We start from the raw sequence: 24,063 nt of genomic DNA, 5'->3' as shown, positions 1-24,063 counted from the left end.
GCGACGAGATACGTTTTTTTCTTTTAAGTTTCTGAGCCAACCAAGACGACGGTAATATTGTCGTTTCCTCCTAATTTGTTTGCTGTATCCACGAGCTGTTGACAGGCGTCTTTCAGTGAATGACTGTGTTGTCGGATCACGGTGAAAAACTCATCGTCGGTCATCATTTTCGTTAACCCATCAGAGCACAAGAGGATTTTGTCGGTTGGTTGAAGCGAGAGGGTTTGTACCGATGGTTCGACAGTGGACTCAATGCCCAGGCCTTGCGTCAGGACATTACGGAGTGGATGAGTGAGTGCTTCTTCTCGCGTGATAATGCCCAGGTCAATCCGATCTTCCACAAGACTGTGGTCTCGCGTCAATAAAGTCATGGCTTGGTCTTGAAGAAGGTACGCACGGCTATCTCCAACGTGTGCGATTGTCGCCTCATCGGGAGAGCCTTCTGTAATCTGTAGGACAACAGCTGTTGTCCCCATGCTGGAGAATTCAGGATTTTTTTTCGCATGGGTTCGAATCGCGTGGTTCGTTGCTTCAAGCGCATTCCGTAAGATTGTTTCGCGTTCTTCTTTCGACAAGGTCTTCTTGGTTTGATGCTGCTCAACATATGGCCCAATGGTATCGATGACCAACTGACTGGCGACTTCCCCTCCGGCATGGCCTCCCATTCCATCTGCCACAATCCACAAGCCGAGGGACTGGTGTATGGCGAAGGTATCTTGATTAATCTTACGGACACGTCCGATATCGGTTTGTCCCCATCCTTGCCACTTCATCGTGATTGCTTGCTCCTGGGTTTCATGTAATCTGGAAGCATTGCCGGTTGGTAGCGGAGTTTGAGTTTCTCAAAGATACGTTCGGCAAGTGGTTCAAGGTTCTTGACGTCCATTTCATTATATTCAAGCAAGCGAGCACCTGCATCGGTATCGCCGTTGCACCAGGCTTGCCACAGTAGGACCGCATCCCACCCAGTGAGTCCGTCAACGTTGGAAGGGCGCTGTAAATCAAATTCGCCTTCAATACGTTTGAGGCCACCTTTATATCCAAGCCGTCTGGCTGCAAAACACAAATCGAAGTGTGGATGATCCAGTGTTATACGAGGGAACTTTGTGCGAATGTAAGGCAAATCAAATCCAGATCCGAAAAATGTGACGAGAAGATCATATTGTTCTAATTCTTCACGGAGTCGGTCGTGAGTTAGGGTCTCCTCATGCACGAGTGCGGTCATGCCGTGCTTTCCATAGATGCCGACTACGGTGATGTACCCGGAGTCCGCCGGATCGCCGTTTGTCTCAATATCCAGAAACGCCGTGTTTTCTCGAAAAATTTCAAAGAGCCGCCAATGATCGCGAGACTTGAGGCACTGTGCAAAATACTTTGCATCGCCACATTCAAGATGGTAAAGCGCGGTTCTGAGTTCGGCATCGTACAGCGCTTTCCGAGCCTTGGGAATGCCAGGAATTGTTGAAGTCGTTAAGAAGGTTTGCCAGGTATCAATACCCTGATCCCAGAGACGCTGTTCGGTGGATTCCCCAATTCCGTCGAGAAAGATAAAGGATGATTCGAGCATGGGGACCAATAGACTTTCGTAAGAATTGTCAGGGGAGAGTGAGCGCAGTCTGATAGCAATACGGTCACCGCGTTGAGTGATTCTCACAAACAGGTTGAAACGACAAGCCTTCCTGTCCTATCAAATATGAACATTAACGAATCCATTGGCTCGACGCGAGTCCTTGATTTCATCAGGAGGACACGCTACATTCCAGCACATCCAATTATTTTTTGATTATTCACGGTAAGGGTAATGATTATGGAGTTGCAAGCACGACGTATTCGGATATCGATCGGCGGTGTCAAGCTGGAGGCAGATCTTAAACCAACCAGAACGGCTCAGGCAATCTATGAGGCGTTGCCAATTGAAACGTCAGTGAATATGTGGGGTGAGGAATTTTATTGTAAAGTTCCAGGTGTCAAAGACTATCGCGAGACAGCCACGACACAGGTGAAAGTGGGGGATGTGGCGTTTTGGGGAGTTGGCGAGATGTTTGCTGTATTTTTTGGGCGCACTCCCATGAGCCTGGGCGAAGATCCCGTGCCTGCCGATCGTGTGAATATTATTGGAAAAATCGACGGTGATGCGAAAAGTCTCAGAGAGGCCGTGGGTGCAACGATCATGAAAGTTGAACCGGTTTCCTAAGTATTGCCATGCGTTTGACCAAGGAGCGTATTCATACGATGGCTTTCCAAATACTTCAGCGATTGCAGTCGCAGAAGCATCTGGACGGAACCGGCCCGTCGGAATCAATGGTGCGAGCACTGGAACATGCGATTACGGAAGAACTTACGGTTGAAGATCGGTTAAATACTGAAGTTCGTGAGCTGCTCAAAAAGTTTGATGCGGAGTTTCAAAGTGGCAAAGCGGATTATCAAAAAATGTTCTCAATGGTCAAGCAGAAACTGGTTCGTGAACGCAATATTGTCCTGTAAACACTCTCAGGACATCTTAATGAATCTCGGGGTGTTCTGTTTCCCAGGATCGAATACACTATGATGTCTCCTCTGCTCTCTGATGAGAAGCAAACTCATTTAGCGCATACGATTCTTCAGTTTCTTCAGACAAATCGCGATGCGAATTTGAAAGGTGAGTCGACGGCAGTCTTAAAAGAAATTAAACGAGTGTTGAATGAGCAGATGAAAATCGAGCAAGAGGTGACTCAAACCGTTCGTGCCAAGTTAGAGTCCTATTCCCGCGACATTCCAGAAGGTTCCCAGGAATGGGATGTGTTATACCGCAAAACCTATGCCGAAGAACTCCGAAAACGGAACCTTGGCTAAATTCCCTCCCGTTTCCTCATTTTTACCCATTCGTTGATTGCATTCGTACATCTTTTCCCTTGTGAGGCCTGCCATGTGTGATGTCGACCATTTCTCTACCTAGAACTGGTTATGAAGCACATGGTAATGTTCCGAGGACATATTGAGCTGATCACTTGCAAGAGAGGAAGCAGATGTCTGAACTCGATGAACGCGATAAAACCTGGTATGGCATTGGAGCTGCAACGCTTTCCGTTATTTCGGGGTTGGGGCATATTTACTTAGGTGTTTCACGCGGATATTGGTTTATCGCTTGCGGGGTTATCATGATCATCATCGGTGAATATTACTGGCATGTGGCAACGTGGATTTACATACAGTTTGCGATTTTTTCCGCCTTTGACGCGTTCTCTTTCGGCAAACGCGGTCGTGGGTTATTTTGAGAATCATGTGAAGCGATAGATTATGGGTGATAAATGGTTATCAGCAAGAACAGCGTTATGAATATGTTGGGGGCCATGTTCGTGGCCGCTGGTCTGTTGTGGTCCTCGACCGCACTGGTGACCGTAGCTTTTGCCGAAGAACGGGTAGGCGCGACTCTTGTGGTAGAAGATGTGCTTGTCCTTCCTGGAAAAGGAACGCAATTGAAGGCCTTTCTCTTTCGCGGCCAGTCGAATGGGAAGCGGGTTGGGCTTGGTGGTGAAGCGATAGATTTTTTCGTACAAAATCGTTTGATGGGGCAGGGTATGACAGGCGAGGATGGCTATGCCTATCTTGACTATACGCCACGGCTTCGTGGGAATTTAACCATTACAGCGAAGGTGCAGAATAGTTCTCGTGTGTCAGATCAAGAATCCACGGGATTTTTATTTGTTTGGGAGAGACGAAGACCAATTCTTCTGGTCGATATTGGAGCATTGTTTCCCGCAAACGTGCAGAGTGATCTGATGCAGTCGTTGACTTCCCTACAGATGGGAAGCGAGTCTTTGCCCGACCATGAACAGGATTCCAGTTTTGAACTCGAAAAGTTAGGGGAGTTTTACTACAACATCGTCTATCTCTATAGGAGTACTAGTGAATCCAATCAAGCCATGCAATTGTGGTTGAAGCAACATGGCTTTCCTCCTGGTATCCCTATGATGGTTCAGCCAGGTCCTAAGGCCTTCATCAAATTTCTTGAACACATGTATGCAGATGGTTGGGAAAATGTTTCTGCCGGTATCGGACGAACGGTTGAGTTTGCTGAAGTCTTGGTCGAACGTCGAATCCAGACCGTGATTATTCAAGAAACTGAGAGCGAGAGAACGTTTCCAAGGCGCGCCAATGTGGTGACTGGCTGGAAGAAGGTTCGTCGTTATTTGTGAGTCGTTCATCTCACGCATGATTCGTTTCAAGGGTTTCGTATATCGATGAAGACAATGTTGAGCTTTCATGATCGATGATGTCTAGAAAAACGGTAAGCACAAAGACCACGTTCTGTTGCCAATCGTGTGGCTATCACGCACCGCGGTGGAGTGGGCGATGTCCCGATTGTAACGAATGGAATTCTATGAAAGAGGAAGTCATTCGGAAGGCCGGAGGGAATCGACCCGCTGGTGTTGGGATTGAGACCCAGACTCCGATGCCCATTGGAGAGATCAATGGTTCGGAAGAAATGCGCTTGCCCACTGGGATCGGGGAGTTGGATCGAGTCCTGGGCGGTGGAGTGGTGCCGGGTTCAGTCATATTAGTTGGAGGAGACCCAGGTATTGGAAAGACCACGTTGCTCCTTCAGGCTCTTCCCTCATTGAGTCGTGAAGGGGGAAATGTTCTCTATGTGTCCGGTGAGGAGTCGGTGCGACAGATTAAGATGCGAGGAGATCGGCTCAACGTATCCTGTCCGTCACTGTATATTCATGCGGCGACGTCATTGCAAGAAATTTTACAGGTTGCCAAAGAATTAGAACCTCAAGCCCTGGTTGTGGACTCAATTCAAACCGTATTTACTGAAGACATCAGTTCAGCGCCTGGAAGCGTGAGTCAAGTGCAGGAAGTGGCGTGCCAACTCATGTGGTATGCCAAGCGAACGGCAGTGCCTGTGTTCCTCATTGGTCATGTGACCAAAGAAGGGGTGATTGCCGGGCCTCGGCTGCTTGAACATATTGTCGACACGGTGTTGTATTTTGAAGGCGATAAGGGACATGCCTATCGTATTCTACGGGCCGTAAAAAATCGCTTTGGCGCAACAAACGAAATTGGCGTCTTCGAAATGAATGATAGCGGGTTGACCGAAGTAGACAATCCATCTGAATTGTTTTTGAGTGGTCGTCCTGAGCAGGGAACGGGATCGGTTGTTGTCTCAAGTCTTGAGGGTTCCCGTCCAATCTTAGTTGAGCTCCAAGCTCTTGTCGCTGAGACAGGCTATGCAATGCCCAAACGAATGGCAAATGGCATTGAACAGAATCGAGTGGCCTTGCTCTTAGCCGTCATGGAAAAGCGTCTTGGTCTTCATCTTTCAGGTCAGGATGTGTACATCAATGTTGTTGGAGGATTACAGATAGACGAACCCACGATGGATCTAGGTATTGTTGTGGCTGTTGTCTCAAGTCTTCGCGACCGTCCGATTGATCCTCGGACAATCGTTCTTGGAGAAGTCGGGCTTGGCGGTGAAGTCCGACCCGTCAATCAAGTGGAGGTTCGAGTCCGGGAAGCCATGAAACTCGGCTTTGAACGTTGTCTGCTTCCGGAAGGAAACCTGAAGAAGTGGAAACCGATTCCAGGAATGGAGATGGTTGGCATTCAAGAAATTCGTGGTGCATTTGATCTGGTGATGGCTGATGCCTGAAGCGAAGAGAGAACAGGGCTGGCAATTGTCTCTACGGTGGTTGATTCTTTTCTGTCTCTGTATGGCGAGCGTTCTGCTTCATGGCTGTGCAACGGTGGCCATTCAACCTGAGCAGACCGTTTCGCCTCAGAAGGCTCAAGATATCCTCACGACGTTGCGTGTGAAAGAATCCAGTATTCACAATCTCAAAGGCTTGTTCCAGGCTTCGATTACCGGTTCAATCCTGCCTATTTCCAAGACCATGCCTGGGGTAGTGTTTTATACACGGCCGGACTCCATTCGTTTGAGAGGCTTAACCCCAGTTGGTGGAACGTTTTTTCAATTTATTCGCAATGGTGATGCCTATCGATTGATGATGCCGGCAAGTAGTCGTTTGACAACCGGGAACATTCAGGAGCTTGGGCGTGCAGGAGATATTGGGCAAGTCGTTGAACTAAGTTTACGTGCGATGGATGCGGTGCTCGGGAAAATCACAGCATTCGATCTTGATGACATGGATGTGTATGAAGAGGACGAAAGGTTTCGTTTGGACATGCCAACTCCTGGCGATCAGGAACACAACGATAACGACGTGACGCTGACACGTCTCTGGGTAGATAAACAGCGCTATGATATTGTGCATGTGGAGTATGTAGATCGGGAGAATAAGACTCTTATGAGTATTACCTGTCAGGATTTTCGTCTACTATCGACATCACCTGCTGATCCATCAGGAAGGACGATGTACTTACCGTTTCATATTACGGCTGAAGATGATCGGTTATCTGGGTCAGTCACCTTACTGTTTCAAGAGCTTGCCATTAACGAAGGATCATGACAGGTTTCACCCTCAAACGTTATATCTCGTACATTCGGTAACGATCGAGGACACCATTTACGATGCGCATTCTTGCTGTAGAGACAGCGACAAGCCAACAAAGTGTCGCGGCATTAGAAGACGCAGAGGTTCTGGGCTCTCAAAGCCTCGATGCGCAAGGTTCACATACGCGTCGACTCATACCGACGATTGATGAATTATTGAAGTCGCTTCAGCTCAAACTCGTGGATTTTTCTGGTCTTGCCGTGTCTATTGGACCTGGATCATTTACGGGATTACGGGCAGGCCTTGCGGCTATGGCTGGATTTCGTGTGGCGCTTAATCTTCCGTTGGTGGCAGTGCCGACGCTTGAAGCGATGGCTTGGAACCTTCGAACCGATCACCGGCTTTTGTATCCCATGATCAAAGCAAGAGCGAACGAGGTGTATTGGGCAGGATTTCAGTGGGAAATGGGGGAGTTGAAACGTGTGTCAGATGATCAGGTCGGGTCGATTGAGTCTTTGCTGCAGTCTCTCAAAGAACCGGCTTTGGGTTTTGGAGAAGGCTGGCTTCATTGCCAGTACGCTATTCAAGAGCCGTCTACTTTATTGCGTTCAGCCCCGTCAGATACGCATCTGGCGAATGCGGTGAACGTTGGCTTGGCAAGTCTTCAACGATTCGCACGAGGCGATGTTGCAGATGTTGGGGTGACTCCACGCTATGTGCTTCCTCCGTATGCTGAGCTTCAGAAGGTCAAGCGTCAGAGGGCAGGATGAAAGGTATAGGCGATATTGTGGGTCTCTCAATTTCTCAAGCTTCACTTGAAGATCTTGACGAATTGGAAATTCTTGAAAATAACGCATTTTCAGTTCCATGGTCTCGCAAAGCCTTTGAAGCTGAATTGAGTGGAAATGAATTTAGCCTCATTTTGGTTGCGCGTTGTGATGATATTTCGACGCAATTGCCTGGAGAGCCGCAACCCGCAACCCAAAAGATGGTCGGGTATATCTGCGCATGGACTGTTTTCGAAGAATTACGTTTTATGAATATCGCCGTCGAGGCTGATATGCGGCAACGAGGTATCGGTTCTGAATTATTAAAGAAAATCATGGAAATAGGCATGAGTCAAGGGGCTCAGCGTGCCCTCTTGGAGGTTCGGGAATCAAATTGTTCAGCGCGAGCCCTCTATGGACGATTTGGGTTTACATCCTACGGGACACGTCGGCACTACTATACGAATCCTATCGAGGATGCTATGCTTATGGCTCTGGAGCCTCTCGCCCTTCCGAGCACAGAATCCTAAGAATGTTCCCCGCAGTGCTCGCGAGTATTTATGGGATACAGAGGCCTCGTCTTTTTCATGAATCACTCAACGAAGGAGGGTTCTCATGGTGACGGACGAAGAAATTGCAGCACAGCTTCGAGCCTCTAATTCTGAATTTCGTGAGTTGGAGGAGGCTCATCACCGGCTTGATATTGAATTGCAAGCGCTTCTCAAAAATCATGTGCTGACACCGCAAGAGGAAACGTTAAAGAAACAACTACAGAAGGAAAAGTTAGGGAAAAAAGATCGCATGGCCTGGCTCGTTCGCCAATGTCGAGATGATTCGTGTGATGTGACTGTTTCCTAGGAATCTAGCAGGTCCATGGAGGCGTATGAGCCTCCTCATGGGCCTGATGCTTTGTTTCCCTCGCAATGATGTTATGCCCACCCTTGCACATCCGTTAAATCGACACGTTTCAGAACTCAAAAGACGTCTGATCATCATTGGGGCGACAGTGTTAGTCGCCTTTATGGTGGCATTTTCGTATTCCGCGGTATTGATTGATTGGTTTAAACGACCCTTTGAAGACACACTCATTTTTTATTCCCCCGCCGAAGCCCTATTTGCTTCCATTAAGATTTCGTTTTTGGCTGGCATCGTTGCGAGTTTTCCAGTCATTCTCTATCAGTTTTGGAAATTTATTGAACCGGCTTTATTAAAGAAAGAGCAAGGCTGGGCTATCCCATTATTCTGTTTAGGGTTAGCCTGTTTTGTTCTGGGACTCGTCTTTTGTAATCTGATTATCCTTCCCCTTGTCATTGATTTCTTTGTGTCCTTCGGCATGGATCGATCAATCAGTCCGGAACTGGCCGTGGGAACCTATGTCGATTTTAACGTGAAATTTCTGTTGGCCTTTGGATTTGCATTTGAAATTCCACTCGTCTCATCTCTCCTGGCTCGTGTTGGCTTTGTGGCCCCGGCCATGCTCGTACAATACCGAAAGCATGCAGCCATGATCGCGCTGATCCTTTCAGCCATTGTGACGCCAGATGCCACACTCTTTACGATGCTCCTCATGGCGGTTCCCCTTATTATTCTTTATGAAATTGGGATCATCGGCGCAAAAGTGTTTTGGCAGCCACGACCATCAGCAACGGCTGAAGATCAAGCCAATGAAGATGAGGAGGACGTTCCTCCAGGTTCGGATGTTCCACCTCAGGAAGGGCGTGACGCATGATACAGACTTTAAAGCAGAGGATAGGCCATCGCTCATCCCTGGCGTGCCGGATTGCGTTAGGTACATTTGTCACATGTATGCTGTTGGGGTTTTCTTGGGATGCGGTTCGCGTACAGTCGACCCCTCGTGTTCATGGAGATCCTTCTGCTCCAGCGGGAGAGCCATTTTCTCCAAGTGTGCAGGCTCTTGCTGTGACCAAAAATGGTGTCGTGTTTGCCGGATCTTTTGGTACCGGTGTTTTTCGTAGTGACGATCGTGGAAAATCATGGGTAGCCATGAATGAAGGCTTATCGGATCGGTTTCTTCTCTGTTTAGCCGTGGATGCGCAAGGTCGAGTGTATGCTGGAACGGTTCGGGGTGGGGTATTTCGTACGACGGACGACGGTCAGCAATGGGAATCAATGAGTAAGGGTCTCAAACGCGTTGAAGTGAAGTCGCTGCTGGTCAATTCGAAAGGCGTGTTTGCAGGGACGGGACGCGGAATTTATCGTTGGAATGCGTCCGTACAAACATGGAGTGCTGTTGCCGATGAGTTGGATCAATTACTCATTGCCAGCATGGCCCTGGTTGAGGATCACATTCTTCTTGCTGCCACTGCTGGGAAGGGACTGTTTCGATATGATATCAGTGGAGCGACTGCGTCGAAGTGGCAAGGAAAAGCCTCAGAATTGATTGATCCCAAAGAACGATTATCGCATCGATTTCTCCGGATTGTTGCGACCGGAAAGAACAATCACATTTTCTTAGGGACTCAAGACGGTGGGATCTTCAGAAGTACGGATCAAGGGACGTCCTGGCATACTATCAGTCGTTCACTGCCCAATGATTCCATTCGCGGTATTGTGTCAGATGATTCAGGCTTATACGTCGGGACAGGTCGAGGTATCTACCAGTTAGACGAAGAAAGTCGGCGGTGGCAGCCTAGGAATACCGGACTCACTGAAACGGCGATTGAGACGTTGCTGCTTACTCCTCAGGGAGTCTTGTATGCTGGCACCAGTGCTGGGGCTTTTCGAAGCGATAATGGGGGAGCCAACTGGATAAATGTGAGTGAAGGGTTAGGACAACAAACCCTGCGGTCTGGTCCATTTTAAGTATTCATATTTTCTATTTCGAGTATCGAGAAAGGGTATGGTATGAGTGATGTCGTCGTGAATGAGCAAACGCGAGCAACCATTGCCGTGTCGGTCAATGGTGAAGCGTGGGGTGACATTCAACTGAAGTTTTATGTTGATATTGCTCCCAAGCATGTTGAAAATATGATGAAACTTGCTAACGAAAAATTTTATGATGGCACAACGTTTCACCGAGTGATTCCTGGATTTATGATACAAGGCGGTGATCCGAACAGTAAGAGCCCTGATCGTTCGACCCATGGGACCGGGGGGCCTGGGTATCGAGTTGCGGCGGAGTTCAGTCAACAACCCCACAAACGTGGAGTGCTATCGATGGCACGGTCTCAAGATCCGGATAGTGCTGGTTCACAGTTTTTTATTTGTGTGGCCGATGCAAATTTTCTCGACGGACAATATACGGCATTTGGTGAGGTTGTGAGCGGTATGGAAACGGTTGATCGAATTGTCGCCGTGAAACGCGATGAGCGAGATAATCCGCACGAGCGTGTGGAAATGACCGTATCGATTTCTTAAGATCATGCGTACGTATTGGGTGTTGATTGGGGGGCTGTGCGCGGTGCTGTTTGCTGCAGGCTGTGCCGCTCCTCAACTCTATTCTCACGTGGTCTATGAAGATCCTGCCTCCTTTGTCCGGCTTGAACATTCTCCCACCGCACGATCCGATGAGCCCCAAACGCTCCATGCACATCCAGCACATTTGACGGAAGAGCAGCTCACACAGATATTTACAGGGTTATTGATCCAAGAAACCCGATCGGCCTTCCTTTTATTGTTTCTGGACCAGGCTCAAATTGTACCGGCTTTCACAGAAAAAGAAGTGGCGTTTCTCACGAAACATATTGGAACGGCGTTGCGGAAGGCTATTCCGGAAGAAGTGGTCACGTTTTATCTGAGTAGTCCGTTGAATGCGACTACGAGAGAAGTTACTTCAGGAGTCGTATTTCTACAGAAAGAAGAGTTCCATTTCATGCTCAGCAATTACCGAACCGTCTACAGCATTCCACCGTTTGGTATGATTTATGATCGTCGTCATCCCTCCTATTCTCTCACTCCACGAACCCTTGATGTCCTGTTTGAGCCTTCCGACTACACGATACCTAATACCATTAGTTTTCTTGATCGCCTCCTGGGAGAGGCACACGAAGAAGAAATCATTCTTGATCTCTCCCGCTTTTCGACTATCCGTATGTAAGCCTATCTATTCTTCCTCTGCTCTTACGACGTAGACGACTTCTTCATGTGTAGGATACAACGACTTTAGTACGCTTCGTATATTTTAAGTGTATTGGGACGACTATGATGTTTGAAGAGCATGCGTTATATGAATGCTGGTAAGGATCAATTGTTCCGATGATAATTGGCTTCACGGGAAGAGACGTCTTATTGGTACTGATACCTGTTGAGATGAGTATCGGGAAGCCTGAAGCGGCATGGCCCAGGAGAGAAGAGCGTTACTGGTGAGTCTGTCAAGAAACTTTACTCAAATCAATCATCGTTTCTCAGATACAGAACCCGCAAGATCCATGTGTGGGTCTTGGATAGGTGAAGGGAAATCTGTGAGAGTCACTTACTTCGTTCGACACGTATTTCCATCAAATAATTTACACGGAGACTGGCTTCTGGCTAGTTTCCACGTCTTGAGAAGCGGGGGTAAATTATCAGGACGAAACTCAACCACAACATCAATCATGTCGCCAAGGCCCAATGTCTTGAGGTGAGGTTTGACATGTTCTTCCACTTGTACCCACAGTATTCCTGAATCGGTCGTAATGAGAAAAAACCCTTTTTCCATTTCAATTCGAACAATTGGACTGTAATAACTTTTTGTTTCGCCTGGGGTTTGGGATGCACTGACCAGGGGGGTTGATAGGAATGATCCGCAAATCATAAGAAAAATAATCCGAATGCACCAAGTTCGGAATGGGGTAAACATAAAAAATGCCTCCAGCTAAGTTGTCCTTTTGAAGGTGCCTATTATGTCAGGCTGTGCTTGCCTAAGTCTAGAATTTTTTCAACATGTGATGAAAATTTTTCTAAACGCAGAAACAAGAGAACGGATTAGGAGAGGGTGGTGGGAACTTCAGTTGCTTCACCATTTTGAATACGATAGGCACGGATATCTGGTGAATCTGAATTCAGTATAGAGATAATAATGTGGAGAGGTTGGGGCAGATTGAGCTTCTCGCGGTAACCCTCAAATTCCATGGCAATGGTAATATCGGTTTGCGATGGACGAGCTGGACTCATTGTATGCGAATGATAAAAGGCTTGTAGCATGACGCCTTGATTGCGAATGTCTCGTAAGGCTTTTCCCATTTCGTGCGAATCCATTTGAAACGCAATGTCGGCGCGTTCTTCCGGGGACAGTTGTTTCAGGTCAGACAGTTTGGGGGCATCGAATCGCGCCAATTCGTCTTCAGATAATTTCGCAAGGATATTGGTGATGCGATAGTGCTGCGTGACCGTGTCATGGCTTCCTCCGAGAATGCCGCAGCATTCATGAGGAGCAAGCTCCTGAGCATGGGCAATCATATCTTTCGCGATGGAAGCTGGAATGGTCAGCATGGAAAATGCTTAGATGCTGCAGGACACATCATATTCTTCGAGTGTTGTAATCGTCGGATTGGGACCACAGAGTGGACAATCTGGTGCTTTGGGGCGTTTGACGTTGCGAAACGTCATATCGAGCGCATCATACAACAGGAGTCGAGTGGCAAAGGATTCTCCTATTCCAAGAATTTCTTTGATCGCTTCATTGGCTTGGAGAACCCCAATGGTTCCGGCGAGTACGCCGAGTACACCCGCTTCCTGACAGTTCGGAACAAGGCCAGCTGGTGGAGGTTCAGGGTATAAGCAGCGATAGCACGGAAAACCTTCATGCGGTTTAATGGTGGCCAGTTGTCCTTCGAAACGAAAGATGCTTCCGGAGATCAACGTCTTTTTGGCAAAGAAACATGCATCATTGACAAGGAAGCGTGTGGAAAAATTGTCTGATCCATCAAGCACAATGTCGTAATGCTGAATCAACGAGGAAATGGTGGAGGCATTAACGTGTTCCGTGTACAGGTTCAACTGGACATCAGGATTGAGTGCTGCGAGCATCGTCCTTCCTGATTCAACTTTTGATGTTCCAACTCTATCGGTCGTGTGAAGGATTTGCCGTTGAAGATTTGAGAGGTCGACCACGTCGCCGTCTGCAAGTCCTAACGTACCGATACCGGCAGCCACAAGGTAGAGTGCTGCCGGGGACCCGAGTCCGCCTGCGCCAATAACCAGCACTTTGGCTTGTCTGATTTTTTGTTGGCCTTTGCCGCCGACATCATTGAGGATGATATGCCGGCTATAACGTTGAATTTGTTCGTCGGTAAATTCCACCAGTTTATTTCCTACTCTACGATGTTGAGTTCGATTGGATCAACGATGCATCCTTTGTCGCGCAGTCCTGAGATGGCTTGATCAATTTCATCGACATCTCCTGTAAATTCGACGTCGAGCCATCCCGTGGTTTCACGGACATCGGCTCGCCGAATGCTCGTGATGACTTTAAATTCCTGTCCAATTTCATACAGAATCGGATCGGGAATTTTCTCTTCTGGATACCGAATGTGAAATCGTAATTTAGCCATTATTTTCCTCCTGCAATGGCAGGAATAATTGAAACTTCATCGGTGTCTTTCAGAAGCGTATCTTTCCCTTCAAGAAATCGTATGTCTTCTTCATTTAAATAGATATTCAAAAATCGACGAATCTCCCCGGTTTCATCGCAAAGGCGTTCTTTAATTCCAGGATATGACGTTTCTAAACTCTCAATCATTTCAGAAATGTTTGAGGCTTGAACTTCGACTTCACTCTTCCCGCCAGTTTTAGGTCGAAGGGGTGTGGGAATGCGAACTTTAGTCATGCCGGCTCCTCTAATTCAAATTTCTTAGTAAAGTTGGACAGGCTGGGTTGGATGCGAATTGGACGTCCTACGGAGTCGATCACCGCTTCCTGTGTTTTTAATCCATTTCCGGTAATATAGGCTACGGTCACATCATGCTTTTTGATGATTCCCTGTTTGGCTAGTTTACGAAGAACTCCAATGGTGACTCCACCAGCTGTTTCAGCAAAAATACCTTCCGTTTGCGCTAACAGTTTAATGCCTTCAACGACTTCATCGTCCGTCACGGAATCCATGGCTCCATGGCTCTCCGAGACGGTTTTCAAGGCATAGTATCCATCAGCGGGATTTCCAATCGCCAGAGATTTTGCAATGGTGTCTGGTTTGACGGGCTTAAAGAAATCTCGTCCGTTTTTATATGCCGTGGCAATTGGTGAACAGCCTTCCGCTTGCGCTCCATTGACTTTGGTCGTGACCTGATCAATTAACCCAAGTTTTTCAAATTCTTTGAGGCCCTTCCAGATTTTCGTTAACAGGGAGCCTGAGGCCATGGGTACGACAACTTGATCGGGGGCTTTCCATCCCAATTGCTCTGCAGTTTCAAATGCAAGCGTTTTAGACCCTTCGGCATAGTACGGACGGACATTGATGTTCACGAATGCCCATCTCCGTTCTCCGGCAATTTCACTGCAAAGACGATTGACGTCGTCATATGTTCCTTCAATCTCAATAACATTGGGTCGGTAAATTAAATTTCCGAGTACTTTCGCGGCTTCGAGATCGCCAGGGATGAAGACATAACATTTCATGCCTGCAGACGAAGCATGCGCCGCGACAGAATTGGCCAGGTTGCCGGTTGAAGCACAGGCCACCGTTTCAAACCCCAGTTCTCGTGCACGGGTTAAGGCAATCGCCACCACTCGATCTTTAAATGAGAGCGTGGGATGATTCACGCAATCGTTTTTAATGTACAACTCATCAATGCCAAGGTAGGCTCCAAGGTTATGAGCCCGGACCAATGGAGTAAATCCGGCGTATTTTCCAACGGTGGGTTGTCCTTCTACGGGCAATAAGTCAATGTATCGCCAAAGGCTTTTTGGCCCGGCTTCAATTTTTTCCCGTGATATGGAGGCTTTAATCTCATCATAGTCATATTTCACTTCCAATGGACCAAAGCAGAGCTCACACACATGAATGTCTTTGGTTGGGTATTCCTTGCCGCATTCGCGACAAACGAGGGATTTCATTTTAGCCATAAGTCTATCCTCCCACTGAAGGGCTGTGGGTAATGTTACGAGGCGCTGATGCCAGCAGGGGGTTGCAGTTGACAGGCTTCTTGCTCGTAGTCAATTAATTCTGTGATTGTTGGTTGCGGCCCACAGAGTTGGCATTTCGGATTTCGTTTGGTACGAATCTCCCGAAAGACAGTTGTCTGTGCATTAAAGTCAAGAATTCTGTTCGCTAACGGCTCTCCAATGCCCAAGATGAGTTTCAGGGCTTCAGTCGCCTGTGTCATGCCAATAATTCCAGCGACGACACCAATGATGCCTGCTTCCTGACAGGTTGCCACGAGTCCAGGTGGTGGCGGTTCTTTAAATATGCACCGAAAGCAGGCGGACTGATCGGGAATAATGGTGAATACACGACCGTCGAATCGAAGAATCCCGCCATGAACGAGTGGTTTCTTGGCAAAATAACAGGCGTCATTCATCAGGAATTTTGCGGGAAAGTTATCGACGCCATCGATGACAACATCATATTGGTTGATCAGTTCCAACGCATTGCGAGAAGTCAGTCGGTCTTCATACACCTCGACGTTGACATCAGGGTTCAGTGCCAGAATTTTTTCTTTTGCCGAGGTCACCTTAGGCCGACTTACATCAGAGGTGTGATGTAAGATTTGACGCTGTAGATTAGATAGATCAACAACATCGCTATCAATTAATCCAATTCTGCCCACTCCTGCCGCGGCAAGGTACAGCGCGGCGGGTGAACCTAACCCACCGGCTCCAACAATAAAGATGCTGGCGTTAGCTAGTTTCTTCTGTCCCTTCCCTCCGACTTCTGGCAAAAGAATATGACGGCTATAGCGATTGATTTGCTCTTCAGAAAATTCCATGTGTGTACTCGACAGTCTCTTGCGTTGTTCGTATGCTCAGCCATGTAGGTGTCTACATTCGCGTCATTTAAATATTAAAATATTTCTCCATACTCAAGTATCGTTCTCCAGTGTCGCATAGTACGGTGACGACATGTTGATCCGGTTGCATCTGTGCTGCAACTTTTTGTGCCGCAAAGACATTGGCGCCGGCCGAGATGCCGACCAAGAGCCCTTCCTTCTTGGCCAACTGCTTGGTGTATTGGTAGGCCTCTTCATCGGTGACTGTGATGATCTTGTCCACGATCGTGCGGTTAAGGACTTTGGGAATAAACCCAGCCCCAATGCCTTGAATTCTATGTGGACCGGGCTCTCCTCCTGAAAGAATCGGAGAGCCGGCGGGTTCGACGGCAACGATTGTAGCTGCGGGATTATGTTCTTTAAAATATTCCCCGCATCCTGTAATGGTTCCACCAGTGCCAACGGCGGCAACAAACGCGTCGACTTTTCCATTAAGGGCTTCCCAAATCTCCGGGGCGGTCGTCTTTTTGTGTATGGCCGGATTCGATTGGTTTGAAAATTGATCAGGCATAAAATATTCAGGGTTTTGACCTAAAATGCTTTCAGCCTCTTTGATAGAACCTCGCATGCCTTCACGAGCTGGCGTCAAGACCAGCTGTGCCCCATAAGAAGAGAGGAGGCTGGCCCGTTCAAGGCTCATGCCTTCGGGCATGACCAAAATTAATTTATATCCACGAACCGCTGCGACTAAAGCTAGGCCGATTCCTGTATTGCCACTGGTTGGTTCAACAATCGTTCCACCTGGTTTTAGTCGACCTTGGCTTTCCGCCTCATCGATCATATTGAGGCAGATTCGGTCTTTGACGCTCCCACCAGGATTGTAGAACTCAGCTTTTCCATAAATCGTGGCTCCGCCCTCAGGAGAGAGTCGATTTAAACGCACGATCGGGGTATTGCCAATACCTTCTGTAATGTGTGTCAGCTTGGATGTGGTCACTGACCGCCACCCATGTAAAAGAGGAACTCCAGCTTATCTCCGTCTTTAACTGTTGTAGTCGGCATGTGCTCCCTTTCAACGACTTCGGTATTTAACTCAACCGCAACGAGTTGAGGGTCAATATCCTTGACTTTCAGGACATCAGAAATTGTGCTGGCTTCAATAGTTTCAGGTTTCCCATTTATGCTGATTTGCATTGAAAACTCCATACTTTTTCGATAGATAACCTAAACAAAAAAACGTAACAGACTTCCGTATAACCAGTCAAGAAAATGGCCGGCATGCCTCTCATCTGGCCTCTTTTCACGCACGGCCTGACCCTTTTATTTAATTTTCTGAAGAGTTCTTCCGATCCCTACGATGTAGCAATATTCCAATTGTGTAAGTGCGAGCTCCACGTCTTTCCTCCTCATGAACACGATGCAGCCTACCCTGGGGTAGGAGCGTACTTCTGAGATCTGCATGAGACAGAAAAAGCGCACCACGTACTGTTCTGCCGTGTGCTTAATATTGCCGCGAAGAGACTCTTGGGAATCGTGACTGATCAAATTTAGTTCTTGCTCCTTAAAGAGTGGAAGAAGAATATGCGAGTGTGCCTCATCTGTGTGGAGTTTTTTGGCTGGGGGAAATATGGAGGGTTTGGACGGGCCGCTCGAACTATTGGACGGGAGTTGGTCAAGCGAGGCGTGGAGGTGTTTGCCGTCGTTCCCAGGCGGGAAGGGCAGCAGCCGCAAGAAGAGGTTGATGGAATCCATGTATTGAGCTGCATCCCTGGTCATCACGATCATTATATGTCCAATGTAATGCTGATGTGTACCATTCCTGTGAGCCGTCCTTCGGCACGTATTTGGCCATGAAAGCCATGCCACATAAAAAGCATGTGGTGACCATGCGAGACACGCGAGACCATGTCGATTGGAAAATGGAATATGCCCTTCCTTCAATTGGAAAGCTGCAAGTGTTGTCGAATTATCTTTATGAAGATAATCCGCTTGTGCGAAAAGCTGTTCAGAAAGCCCATGGGGTGTATTGTGCCGCTCACCTATTAATTCCGAAAGTGCAAGAAAAGTATAAGCTCTTGGAGGCCCCATCTGTTCTCCCGACGCCTGTGGTGATTCCAAAGGCGGTATGTAAAGCTGAAACGCCTACAGTCTGTTATATGGGACGCTGGGATCGACGAAAGCGGCCCGAGCTGTTTCTGCAATTAGCGGAATCTTTCCCTGCTGTTCAATTTATTGCCGTAGGCAGTTCAAGGGACCGAGAATGGGATGCACATCTCAGATCGACGTTTGCACATGTTCGGAATTTGGACATGCCCGGTTTTGTGGACCAGTTTGATTCCGAGAGGCATTCACGAATTCTTGAGGAAAGCTGGATCCTGGTGAATACCGCAACTCGGGAGGGATTACCGAACTCATTTTTAGAGGCCGCAGCCCATGGATGCGCTATTCTGAGCGCAGTCAATCCGGATGGGTTTTCGTCCGACTTCGGCTATCATGTCACAGATAACCGTTTCGATGTCGGTCTTACCTATTTGCTGGAGAATAATCGGTGGGAAGAACGCGGCACCCTTGGGCGGCAGTATGTCCAAGAGAATTTTGAAGTTAACCATGCCATCTCTCTTCATATTCAACTCTATGATGATCTCATAAACGACTGTGTCAGTGTCGAGTAGTCAAAAGAACCTTGCCAGTGAGGGTGTAATCTCTCAACCCATAACATCGCGTCCTTCATTTTTCCCTTGAAATAGTAATCCGCCTCCTGTGAATAGACGTCTCGTTTAAGTTGTAAGAGAACTATTTCGGTGGACATTTGTATGCATACTCAACTGATGAGTTATTGACGCAATCTGTCGATGTATCTGAATCAGTTGCTGTATTTAGTTTGGTAATAACAGCGGAACTAAGTCTTTCGCTCGGCCTTGGAATGAGACATCCACAAGATCGGAGTTTGGGGTAGGGTCTAAATTCAACTCAACAACAAAGGCGCCATGTTCTTTCGCAACGGGGGCAAATGAGGCCGCTGGATACACGACGCCCGACGTTCCGATAATCAGCAACATTTCACAATTGCGAAGGGCGCGAAAACTGGCATCTAGATCTTCCTGTGCTAAGGACTCTCCAAACCAGACGATGTGTGGTCGTAAAAGCCCTTGGCAATTGTGGCAATGCGGCAGGATTGCTATCGGGACATCATGGTTAGGTGAGATCGTTTCACAATTTGTGCAGCGCACCTTCCAGATATTACCGTGAATTTCGGATACATTGGTTGAGCCAGCTTCTCGATGTAGTCCGTCGACATTTTGTGTGATGAGCCAGAAATTTTCAATTTGCTTCTCAAGCTGAACTAATGCTTCATGAGCGGCATTCGGCGTTTTCGTGCTTAATAATTCTCGACGCCAATTGTACCATTCCCAGACAAGTCTGGGATCTCGTTCAAAGGCATCAGGCGATGCAAGTTCCTCGGGACGAAAATTCTTCCAGAGGCCATCAGCTCCACGAAACGTGGGTACTCCACTGTCCGCTGAAATCCCTGCACCAGTGAGGACAGCGACCGACCGAGCATTGCTGATCTTGTCCCGAATATCGAGAATACTCATACATCATCATCCGTATAGAGTGCTTTAGAACTCTCGTGGATGATGATATTCTCATGAATGGAAAATTTTCACAATCGTTGTTCATAAGGCTGTCGGCATGAAACAGGCGAAAAAGCTAACCCAGGACATGTCAAGAGTTTTTGATCTCACGGTACCTCTCGCGAGAAACATGCTGCGCTATCCAGGAGATTCACCGCCGATATTCAAGAAAGAGTCAGACATTGAAAACGGTGATGCGCTAACCGCTTCCCAGCTTTCCATGAATTGCCACGTCGGGACGCATGTGGATGCGCCTGCGCATTTCTTGGGGGATGGAGAAACATTGGATGAATTGCGTCTGGGACGATTTCATGGGCCAGCCGTGGTGTATGAATATCTTAGTTGTGATGTGATTGGACCACAAAACTTCCACGTGATAGATATCCCGGAACGACATCATATATTTTTGAAAACCAGAAATTCCGAATTGCTCCAACGTGACACGTTTTCGTCTACATATTGCACCGTTTCTCCGGCCGTGGCTGAAATGTTGTGTGCCCTTCAACCCCTGTCTGTGGGTTTTGACTATTACAGCCTTGATCCGTACCAAGAGGAAGGTGGTTTTCCGACGCATACGGTTTTTGCCCGAGCTGGTATCCCAGTCTATGTCTGCCTGAATTTGAAAGATGTTCCTGCTGGCGAATACCTGTTTTCAGGATTTCCTCTGAGATTGCCTGGAGCCGAAGCCTCACCGGTCCGAGCAGTGTTGATGAGAACAGGCGAGAGGCGGCTGTTCAGTGATAATCATTCAAGCGAGGGAACGTGATGAAGCAGATCATGATCGTAGGGGCTGGGTCGGTGAGTGGGTTCTTTGGCGCACAACTTGTCCGCAAATACCCACACGTCTCGTTTTTACTTCGGCCGAAGACGCTTGAAGCCGTCAAGGCAAATGGCTTGACGATACGAAGTCAGTCCCTCGGGTCCTTTTCCGTTCGTCCACAATATCTGGCTTCAGACCCGACCGAGTTGCCTGCTCCTGATCTCATTATTCTAGGAGTGAAGGCCTACGATTTTGATGAAGTGTGTGTGCAGATTGAACCAGTCATGCAAGCTGATACGATCGTATTGACCTTACAGAATGGCGTCACTATCGAGGAGTCACTCGCGGAACGGTTTGGGAGGGAGCGTATCGTTGGAGGGGTGGCCTATATCTATTCTAAAATTATTCAGCCCGGCGTGATTGAACATTACAAGCGTGGGGCACTGAAAATTGGGGAGTTAGATGGACAACAGACGCCACGAGTCAATCAGATTGCGGCATTGCTGAGCGATGCAGGAGTTGCTTGTCCAATCAGTTCCGATATTCGTCGGGCTAAGTGGGAGAAGATGTGCTGGAATTGTGTGTTCAATCCTCTCACGGTATTGTTCAATGATCGTGTGTCGAAAGCGTTGGATCATGCTGAAATGTCATCGGTTATTTCGACAATCGTTCGTGAAGTGGTGATGGTCGCTGCAGGGCATGGTGTGGTACTTGGTGACCATATGGCTGAAAACGTGGTGCAATCGTCCCAAGAGCTTCGAGATATTCATACGTCGATGTATGATGATTGGAAGGCTGGGCGACCAACCGAAATCGATGCTTTAAATGGGTATATTGTTAGAAAAGGTAAAGAATTTGGCGTCCCGACGCCTGTGAATGAATCTTTAACGGCGATGGTGAAGGTGATGACTGAACACAACTCAACAGCTGGGGATACATTTTTGATTGAAGGTCTGGTTCTTCAACCACTTTCATTCGACATAACGAGTCTAGGTCAGCTCTCGGAAGAAGCGCAGGTGCCGGATATCAGTGTCGTGATGCCAAAGATGAAGGGGCGTGGCGTGCGATTGAGTGGCCTGCTGGACGTTGCCACGTTACAAATTGAGGCCGGTCACGTGACGTTTCATTCCCAAGATGGCCAATTTGCCGCCACGCTGACCATTGCACAGGCACGAGAGTTCGGTATTCTCATCTACGAAGTCGATGGCAACTCACTTTCTTCAGAGAAGGGTGGCCCTTTCCGTTTGGTGACACCCGGCCTGGGCGATTTGTGTGCCAATGTGAAGCATGTGGCAAGAATTGAAATCACGCAAGGAGCAGGCCGAGATACCCGTCCACCGGATGTGTGTACATAATGCGTCTCACCGTGTGAGTTGCTCAAATTGTGGCTACAAACTCTATGGGGTGTAAAATTTGCAACCATAGAGGGTGGTTTCATAGAATGCGACTTACGTGTTGAGGTTATACGTAATTTCGTCGTTTTTCTTCTTTTTTACAATTCACTGAAAGTTCAAGAAAGGATTTACGTGTATGAAGGAGCGTACGCTTGCGATTATTAAGCCGGATGCAGTGAAGAAACATGCGATTGGGGACATTATTCGGCGATATGAAGAGGCAGGAATCCCACCCATTGCCCTGAAAATGATGACCCTCTCGAAGGAACAAGCTGAAGGGTTTTATGCCGTTCATAAAGAGCGTCCTTTTTTTAATGATCTCACGACGTATATGGCTTCTGGTCCTGTCGTTGTTTTAGCTCTGGAAGGGGAGAATGCCATCAAAGTCAATCGTGACTTGATGGGGGCTACCGATCCCACGAAAGCCGAGGCAGGAACAATCCGTGCGGCGCATGGGGCCTCGATTGAGGCCAATGCCGTGCATGGGTCGGATGCATCAGAGACGGCTCAGGTGGAAATTGCATTCTTTTTTCCTGAACTGAAATCATGAGCAGACAAGGCTGAGGAAAAAGAGATACTTGGGCAGTATGAATCTGCCGGCTTCTCAATAGCGAGGGCATCTGAATGGTGGTGACGCGGACGAGAAACGATGCTGGACTTCAGGAAACGAACGGAGCAACGGTTTGGTTTGCGCTCCTGCTTCTATCGTTGTTGTTTTCGGCTTGCGGAAAGTCCGCACCATTAGAGCCGCCGGTTCAAGTGCAAGACTTACAGCTGCGCTCGCAAGAGCGGCTTTTTCATTCGGCAAAGTCGGACTTTCTCGCAGCGCGGTACTCCCAGGCCATTCAGAGCCTTCAGCGTTTTTTGTCCACGTATCCTCGTTCGACCTATGAAGCTGAAGTGATGTGGTTTCTCGCTCGCGCATACCATAAATCTGGGAATATCAAGGCAGCTTTGAAGCAGTACCGGCAGGTGGTAGGTCATGAGGGAGCCGCCGAACATCACCAAGAAGCGCAACGGTATATGGAGGAACTTCACGCACGGTTAACTCCGCCGCCGTCTTCTCCTATACGTCCTCCTGCGCCTCCGCCGTCTCCTCCACATGTTCGTCCGCCTGCCGAAGTCTTTGCCTTGCAAATGACGTTCAGGCAATGGCGTGAAGGTCGTGATTGGAATACACGGCTTAAAAATATGTCCCGTCGTGGCGTGACGACGCAGCTGATCAACCTTGAATGTGGGATGATGAGAAAGGACGTTGCGGGTTTATTTGAATCGCCTTTGACTAAAGTCGTCGATGGTTCGAAAGATCCAAAACGTTTTACCTCATTTGTAAAACAGGCTCATGAATATGGTCTCACCATATTTTTAGGGGTGAATGTGCGGTGTCTCGGTCAGCTAGATATCGACTCCGGGACGCGCTGGGCTGATCGTGCGTATGATCAACAATCGAAAGCGCTTCGCTCGACGCAGTATTTTGACGTGTTTAATCGAGAATACCAAAAATTTTTAAAGGATATACTCGTGCAGCTTGCCGGTTCTGGCATCGATGGCATTGTCTTTCTCGGCGATGCACCCATGGGGATGTTTGATGGCGTGACGCCTATTGCGTTGAAGAAATTTCAGCAGGCATTTGGATTGTCTTTTCAGCCACAAAAAGTCTTTGCGAGCAAAAGTGTGAAGGGGAAGCGTGGCAGGCGAGTTGCCATTCCGAAAGAATCGGAGTTTTGGCGGTGGATAGGCTGGAGGGCTCGAGCCCAACTAACGGTCTTACAAGACCTGATGAGTAGCGTCAAACAGTCTCATCATAAAGTTCAAGTAGCACTTGAACTTTATGCTGGGGGACTCAACGATCCACTTCGAACATTATTGCAATTAAATGAAGATGTTCTTGAGAGTCATCATCTTGACTTTTCGTTCTTGGTAGTTGATGTTGACGGGCCGCAGCATATGAATGCCGTACCTGCTGGATTACGTACCCGGTCTCGGCAAGAATCGCTTTCAAGAATCGCTCAACGATTTTTGGAGGTCTTCAAAGATCCAAGCAGACTCTGGCTAACTGTTCCAAGAAAACTCGGGCTTAAAGCCTGGTCTTCGGATTCGTTGAAGGAATTGACGGGCGATGCCAATGTACCTCAGGGTATTGGGTTAGTCTATGATTTGCGGCCGTTTTCTTGATACATTCTGTCAGCGTTGAGAAAGTTTGCCC

General features: G+C 48.0%; 30 protein-coding genes and 1 pseudogene. 19 read left to right on the top strand and 12 right to left on the bottom strand.

The genetic code is table 11. The features are described 5' to 3' along the window. Positions 1-23 precede the first annotated feature (23 nt). Together ACWHX8_RS10600 and ACWHX8_RS10595 are read right to left on the bottom strand one after the other, a co-directional pair. A complete protein-coding gene (locus tag ACWHX8_RS10600) occupies positions 24-773 on the bottom strand; it encodes a Stp1/IreP family PP2C-type Ser/Thr phosphatase (protein WP_447968093.1) in 750 nt (249 codons plus the stop codon). Next, a complete protein-coding gene (locus ACWHX8_RS10595; RefSeq protein ID WP_447968092.1) occupies positions 770-1,567 on the bottom strand; it encodes a ribonuclease H-like domain-containing protein in 798 nt (265 codons plus the stop codon). The genes ACWHX8_RS10600 and ACWHX8_RS10595 overlap by 4 nt, the downstream gene beginning before the upstream one ends. A gap of 240 nt (positions 1,568-1,807) precedes the next feature. Between ACWHX8_RS10595 and ACWHX8_RS10590 the strand changes: the two genes are divergently transcribed. The 13 genes and pseudogenes from ACWHX8_RS10590 (at position 1,808) to ACWHX8_RS10530 (ending at position 11,261) form a co-directional block, all read left to right on the top strand. Further along, on the top strand, positions 1,808-2,194 hold the full coding sequence (locus ACWHX8_RS10590; RefSeq protein WP_447968091.1) for a cyclophilin-like fold protein: 387 nt from the start codon (positions 1,808-1,810) through the stop codon (positions 2,192-2,194). A gap of 8 nt (positions 2,195-2,202) precedes the next feature. Beyond that, a pseudogene (locus ACWHX8_RS10585) lies at positions 2,203-2,832 on the top strand (DUF507 family protein). A 173-nt stretch (positions 2,833-3,005) separates the two neighbouring features. Next, positions 3,006-3,254 carry a hypothetical protein gene (locus tag ACWHX8_RS10580; RefSeq protein WP_447968090.1) on the top strand — a complete coding sequence of 83 codons (249 nt, stop codon included), beginning with the start codon at positions 3,006-3,008 and terminating at the stop codon, positions 3,252-3,254. A 57-nt stretch (positions 3,255-3,311) separates the two neighbouring features. Further along, positions 3,312-4,175, top strand: coding sequence for a hypothetical protein (locus tag ACWHX8_RS10575; RefSeq protein WP_447968089.1), 864 nt, complete (start codon positions 3,312-3,314; stop codon positions 4,173-4,175). Positions 4,176-4,252: 77 nt separating this feature from the next. Beyond that, positions 4,253-5,635 carry a DNA repair protein RadA gene (gene radA, locus ACWHX8_RS10570; protein ID WP_447971900.1) on the top strand — a complete coding sequence of 461 codons (1,383 nt, stop codon included), beginning with the start codon at positions 4,253-4,255 and terminating at the stop codon, positions 5,633-5,635. Further along, on the top strand, positions 5,628-6,452 hold the full coding sequence (locus tag ACWHX8_RS10565; RefSeq protein ID WP_447968088.1) for a hypothetical protein: 825 nt from the start codon (positions 5,628-5,630) through the stop codon (positions 6,450-6,452). The genes radA and ACWHX8_RS10565 overlap by 8 nt, the downstream gene beginning before the upstream one ends. 62 nt (positions 6,453-6,514) lie before the next feature. Continuing rightward, positions 6,515-7,207 (top strand): tRNA (adenosine(37)-N6)-threonylcarbamoyltransferase complex dimerization subunit type 1 TsaB, encoded by a 693-nt coding sequence (gene tsaB / locus ACWHX8_RS10560; protein ID WP_447968087.1) that lies wholly within the window; start codon positions 6,515-6,517, stop codon positions 7,205-7,207. Beyond that, the gene (rimI, locus tag ACWHX8_RS10555) at positions 7,204-7,734 is read left to right on the top strand and encodes a ribosomal protein S18-alanine N-acetyltransferase (protein ID WP_447968086.1); all 531 of its coding nucleotides are present in this window, start codon (positions 7,204-7,206) and stop codon (positions 7,732-7,734) included. The genes tsaB and rimI overlap by 4 nt, the downstream gene beginning before the upstream one ends. Before the next feature lie 85 nt (positions 7,735-7,819). Beyond that, positions 7,820-8,062 (top strand): YdcH family protein, encoded by a 243-nt coding sequence (locus ACWHX8_RS10550; RefSeq protein ID WP_447968085.1) that lies wholly within the window; start codon positions 7,820-7,822, stop codon positions 8,060-8,062. 73 nt (positions 8,063-8,135) lie between these two features. Beyond that, entirely contained in the window at positions 8,136-8,933 is a 798-nt protein-coding gene (tatC, locus tag ACWHX8_RS10545; protein WP_447968084.1) for a twin-arginine translocase subunit TatC, read from the top strand. Then, positions 8,930-10,027, top strand: a complete 1,098-nt coding sequence (locus tag ACWHX8_RS10540; protein ID WP_447968083.1) for a ligand-binding sensor domain-containing protein — start codon at positions 8,930-8,932, stop codon at positions 10,025-10,027. Before tatC ends, ACWHX8_RS10540 begins: the two co-directional genes overlap by 4 nt. Positions 10,028-10,069: 42 nt before the next feature. After that, complete coding sequence (locus tag ACWHX8_RS10535; protein WP_447968082.1) at positions 10,070-10,582, top strand: peptidylprolyl isomerase; 513 nt, start codon at positions 10,070-10,072, stop codon at positions 10,580-10,582. Between the two features lie 4 nt (positions 10,583-10,586). Continuing rightward, a complete protein-coding gene (locus ACWHX8_RS10530) occupies positions 10,587-11,261 on the top strand; it encodes a hypothetical protein (protein WP_447968081.1) in 675 nt (224 codons plus the stop codon). A 375-nt stretch (positions 11,262-11,636) separates the two neighbouring features. Here ACWHX8_RS10530 and ACWHX8_RS10525 read toward each other — a convergent pair whose 3' ends face one another. The 9 genes from ACWHX8_RS10525 to thiS all read right to left on the bottom strand — a co-directional run bounded on the left by ACWHX8_RS10525 (position 11,637) and on the right by thiS (position 17,262). Then, positions 11,637-12,002 (bottom strand): hypothetical protein, encoded by a 366-nt coding sequence (locus ACWHX8_RS10525; protein WP_447968080.1) that lies wholly within the window; start codon positions 12,000-12,002, stop codon positions 11,637-11,639. 125 nt (positions 12,003-12,127) lie between these two features. Further along, complete coding sequence (locus tag ACWHX8_RS10520) at positions 12,128-12,634, bottom strand: Mov34/MPN/PAD-1 family protein (protein ID WP_447968079.1); 507 nt, start codon at positions 12,632-12,634, stop codon at positions 12,128-12,130. A gap of 9 nt (positions 12,635-12,643) precedes the next feature. After that, positions 12,644-13,447: a molybdopterin-synthase adenylyltransferase MoeB gene (moeB, locus tag ACWHX8_RS10515; protein WP_447971899.1), complete on the bottom strand. Its 804-nt coding sequence runs from the start codon at positions 13,445-13,447 to the stop codon at positions 12,644-12,646. Between the two features lie 8 nt (positions 13,448-13,455). Further along, positions 13,456-13,695, bottom strand: coding sequence for an NIL domain-containing protein (locus tag ACWHX8_RS10510; RefSeq protein ID WP_447968078.1), 240 nt, complete (start codon positions 13,693-13,695; stop codon positions 13,456-13,458). After that, on the bottom strand, positions 13,695-13,970 hold the full coding sequence (locus ACWHX8_RS10505) for a MoaD/ThiS family protein (protein WP_447968077.1): 276 nt from the start codon (positions 13,968-13,970) through the stop codon (positions 13,695-13,697). The genes ACWHX8_RS10510 and ACWHX8_RS10505 overlap by 1 nt, the downstream gene beginning before the upstream one ends. Next, the gene (gene thrC, locus ACWHX8_RS10500; protein WP_447968076.1) at positions 13,967-15,205 is read right to left on the bottom strand and encodes a threonine synthase; all 1,239 of its coding nucleotides are present in this window, start codon (positions 15,203-15,205) and stop codon (positions 13,967-13,969) included. Before thrC ends, ACWHX8_RS10505 begins: the two co-directional genes overlap by 4 nt. A 35-nt stretch (positions 15,206-15,240) precedes the next feature. Further along, positions 15,241-16,068: a HesA/MoeB/ThiF family protein gene (locus tag ACWHX8_RS10495; protein ID WP_447968075.1), complete on the bottom strand. Its 828-nt coding sequence runs from the start codon at positions 16,066-16,068 to the stop codon at positions 15,241-15,243. Between the two features lie 67 nt (positions 16,069-16,135). Further along, on the bottom strand, positions 16,136-17,065 hold the full coding sequence (gene cysK, locus ACWHX8_RS10490) for a cysteine synthase A (protein ID WP_447968074.1): 930 nt from the start codon (positions 17,063-17,065) through the stop codon (positions 16,136-16,138). Continuing rightward, complete coding sequence (gene thiS / locus ACWHX8_RS10485) at positions 17,062-17,262, bottom strand: sulfur carrier protein ThiS (RefSeq protein ID WP_447968073.1); 201 nt, start codon at positions 17,260-17,262, stop codon at positions 17,062-17,064. Before thiS ends, cysK begins: the two co-directional genes overlap by 4 nt. Positions 17,263-17,649: 387 nt before the next feature. Between thiS and ACWHX8_RS10480 the strand changes: the two genes are divergently transcribed. Together ACWHX8_RS10480 and ACWHX8_RS10475 are read left to right on the top strand one after the other, a co-directional pair. Further along, positions 17,650-17,922 carry a glycogen/starch synthase gene (locus tag ACWHX8_RS10480; protein ID WP_447968072.1) on the top strand — a complete coding sequence of 91 codons (273 nt, stop codon included), beginning with the start codon at positions 17,650-17,652 and terminating at the stop codon, positions 17,920-17,922. A gap of 5 nt (positions 17,923-17,927) precedes the next feature. Further along, entirely contained in the window at positions 17,928-18,740 is an 813-nt protein-coding gene (locus ACWHX8_RS10475) for a glycosyltransferase (protein WP_447968071.1), read from the top strand. Positions 18,741-18,944: 204 nt separating this feature from the next. Here the strand turns inward: ACWHX8_RS10475 and ACWHX8_RS10470 are convergent, their stop codons facing one another. Further along, entirely contained in the window at positions 18,945-19,664 is a 720-nt protein-coding gene (locus tag ACWHX8_RS10470) for an SIR2 family NAD-dependent protein deacylase (protein WP_447968070.1), read from the bottom strand. A gap of 97 nt (positions 19,665-19,761) precedes the next feature. On the opposite strand from ACWHX8_RS10470, the gene ACWHX8_RS10465 reads away from it, so the two are divergent. The 4 genes from ACWHX8_RS10465 to ACWHX8_RS10450 all read left to right on the top strand — a co-directional run bounded on the left by ACWHX8_RS10465 (position 19,762) and on the right by ACWHX8_RS10450 (position 24,032). Further along, positions 19,762-20,469, top strand: a complete 708-nt coding sequence (locus tag ACWHX8_RS10465; protein ID WP_447968069.1) for a cyclase family protein — start codon at positions 19,762-19,764, stop codon at positions 20,467-20,469. Beyond that, positions 20,469-21,818, top strand: a complete 1,350-nt coding sequence (locus tag ACWHX8_RS10460) for a 2-dehydropantoate 2-reductase (RefSeq protein ID WP_447968068.1) — start codon at positions 20,469-20,471, stop codon at positions 21,816-21,818. Before ACWHX8_RS10465 ends, ACWHX8_RS10460 begins: the two co-directional genes overlap by 1 nt. 175 nt (positions 21,819-21,993) lie before the next feature. Continuing rightward, positions 21,994-22,407, top strand: coding sequence for a nucleoside-diphosphate kinase (gene ndk / locus ACWHX8_RS10455; protein ID WP_447968067.1), 414 nt, complete (start codon positions 21,994-21,996; stop codon positions 22,405-22,407). A gap of 74 nt (positions 22,408-22,481) precedes the next feature. Continuing rightward, a complete protein-coding gene (locus ACWHX8_RS10450; RefSeq protein ID WP_447968066.1) occupies positions 22,482-24,032 on the top strand; it encodes a tetratricopeptide repeat protein in 1,551 nt (516 codons plus the stop codon). Positions 24,033-24,063: the final 31 nt, after the last annotated feature.

This window comes from Nitrospira sp. M1, from assembly GCF_965152605.1.
This window is presented reverse-complemented; position numbering and strand designations above follow the sequence as displayed.

What these genes read in the sequence shown, in the direction of transcription:
- thiS (WP_447968073.1), bottom strand. Translation starts at nt 17,262, where the DNA reads ATGCAAATCAGCATAAATGGGAAACCTGAAACTATTGAAGCCAGCACA.
- ACWHX8_RS10530 (WP_447968081.1), top strand. Translation starts at nt 10,587, where the DNA reads ATGCGTACGTATTGGGTGTTGATTGGGGGGCTGTGCGCGGTGCTGTTT.
- radA (WP_447971900.1), top strand. Translation starts at nt 4,253, where the DNA reads ATGTCTAGAAAAACGGTAAGCACAAAGACCACGTTCTGTTGCCAATCG.
- ACWHX8_RS10525 (WP_447968080.1), bottom strand. Translation starts at nt 12,002, where the DNA reads ATGTTTACCCCATTCCGAACTTGGTGCATTCGGATTATTTTTCTTATG.
- ACWHX8_RS10575 (WP_447968089.1), top strand. Translation starts at nt 3,312, where the DNA reads ATGAATATGTTGGGGGCCATGTTCGTGGCCGCTGGTCTGTTGTGGTCC.
- ACWHX8_RS10465 (WP_447968069.1), top strand. Translation starts at nt 19,762, where the DNA reads ATGAAACAGGCGAAAAAGCTAACCCAGGACATGTCAAGAGTTTTTGAT.
- ACWHX8_RS10450 (WP_447968066.1), top strand. Translation starts at nt 22,482, where the DNA reads ATGGTGGTGACGCGGACGAGAAACGATGCTGGACTTCAGGAAACGAAC.
- ACWHX8_RS10540 (WP_447968083.1), top strand. Translation starts at nt 8,930, where the DNA reads ATGATACAGACTTTAAAGCAGAGGATAGGCCATCGCTCATCCCTGGCG.
- ACWHX8_RS10600 (WP_447968093.1), bottom strand. Translation starts at nt 773, where the DNA reads ATGAAGTGGCAAGGATGGGGACAAACCGATATCGGACGTGTCCGTAAG.
- ACWHX8_RS10510 (WP_447968078.1), bottom strand. Translation starts at nt 13,695, where the DNA reads ATGGCTAAATTACGATTTCACATTCGGTATCCAGAAGAGAAAATTCCC.
- tatC (WP_447968084.1), top strand. Translation starts at nt 8,136, where the DNA reads ATGCCCACCCTTGCACATCCGTTAAATCGACACGTTTCAGAACTCAAA.
- ACWHX8_RS10565 (WP_447968088.1), top strand. Translation starts at nt 5,628, where the DNA reads ATGCCTGAAGCGAAGAGAGAACAGGGCTGGCAATTGTCTCTACGGTGG.
- ACWHX8_RS10520 (WP_447968079.1), bottom strand. Translation starts at nt 12,634, where the DNA reads ATGCTGACCATTCCAGCTTCCATCGCGAAAGATATGATTGCCCATGCT.
- ACWHX8_RS10480 (WP_447968072.1), top strand. Translation starts at nt 17,650, where the DNA reads ATGCGAGTGTGCCTCATCTGTGTGGAGTTTTTTGGCTGGGGGAAATAT.
- ACWHX8_RS10590 (WP_447968091.1), top strand. Translation starts at nt 1,808, where the DNA reads ATGGAGTTGCAAGCACGACGTATTCGGATATCGATCGGCGGTGTCAAG.
- ACWHX8_RS10470 (WP_447968070.1), bottom strand. Translation starts at nt 19,664, where the DNA reads ATGAGTATTCTCGATATTCGGGACAAGATCAGCAATGCTCGGTCGGTC.
- ACWHX8_RS10580 (WP_447968090.1), top strand. Translation starts at nt 3,006, where the DNA reads ATGTCTGAACTCGATGAACGCGATAAAACCTGGTATGGCATTGGAGCT.
- ACWHX8_RS10495 (WP_447968075.1), bottom strand. Translation starts at nt 16,068, where the DNA reads ATGGAATTTTCTGAAGAGCAAATCAATCGCTATAGCCGTCATATTCTT.
- ACWHX8_RS10460 (WP_447968068.1), top strand. Translation starts at nt 20,469, where the DNA reads ATGAAGCAGATCATGATCGTAGGGGCTGGGTCGGTGAGTGGGTTCTTT.
- ACWHX8_RS10550 (WP_447968085.1), top strand. Translation starts at nt 7,820, where the DNA reads ATGGTGACGGACGAAGAAATTGCAGCACAGCTTCGAGCCTCTAATTCT.
- ACWHX8_RS10505 (WP_447968077.1), bottom strand. Translation starts at nt 13,970, where the DNA reads ATGACTAAAGTTCGCATTCCCACACCCCTTCGACCTAAAACTGGCGGG.
- ndk (WP_447968067.1), top strand. Translation starts at nt 21,994, where the DNA reads ATGAAGGAGCGTACGCTTGCGATTATTAAGCCGGATGCAGTGAAGAAA.
- ACWHX8_RS10595 (WP_447968092.1), bottom strand. Translation starts at nt 1,567, where the DNA reads ATGCTCGAATCATCCTTTATCTTTCTCGACGGAATTGGGGAATCCACC.
- thrC (WP_447968076.1), bottom strand. Translation starts at nt 15,205, where the DNA reads ATGGCTAAAATGAAATCCCTCGTTTGTCGCGAATGCGGCAAGGAATAC.
- ACWHX8_RS10535 (WP_447968082.1), top strand. Translation starts at nt 10,070, where the DNA reads ATGAGTGATGTCGTCGTGAATGAGCAAACGCGAGCAACCATTGCCGTG.
- rimI (WP_447968086.1), top strand. Translation starts at nt 7,204, where the DNA reads ATGAAAGGTATAGGCGATATTGTGGGTCTCTCAATTTCTCAAGCTTCA.
- ACWHX8_RS10475 (WP_447968071.1), top strand. Translation starts at nt 17,928, where the DNA reads ATGCCACATAAAAAGCATGTGGTGACCATGCGAGACACGCGAGACCAT.
- tsaB (WP_447968087.1), top strand. Translation starts at nt 6,515, where the DNA reads ATGCGCATTCTTGCTGTAGAGACAGCGACAAGCCAACAAAGTGTCGCG.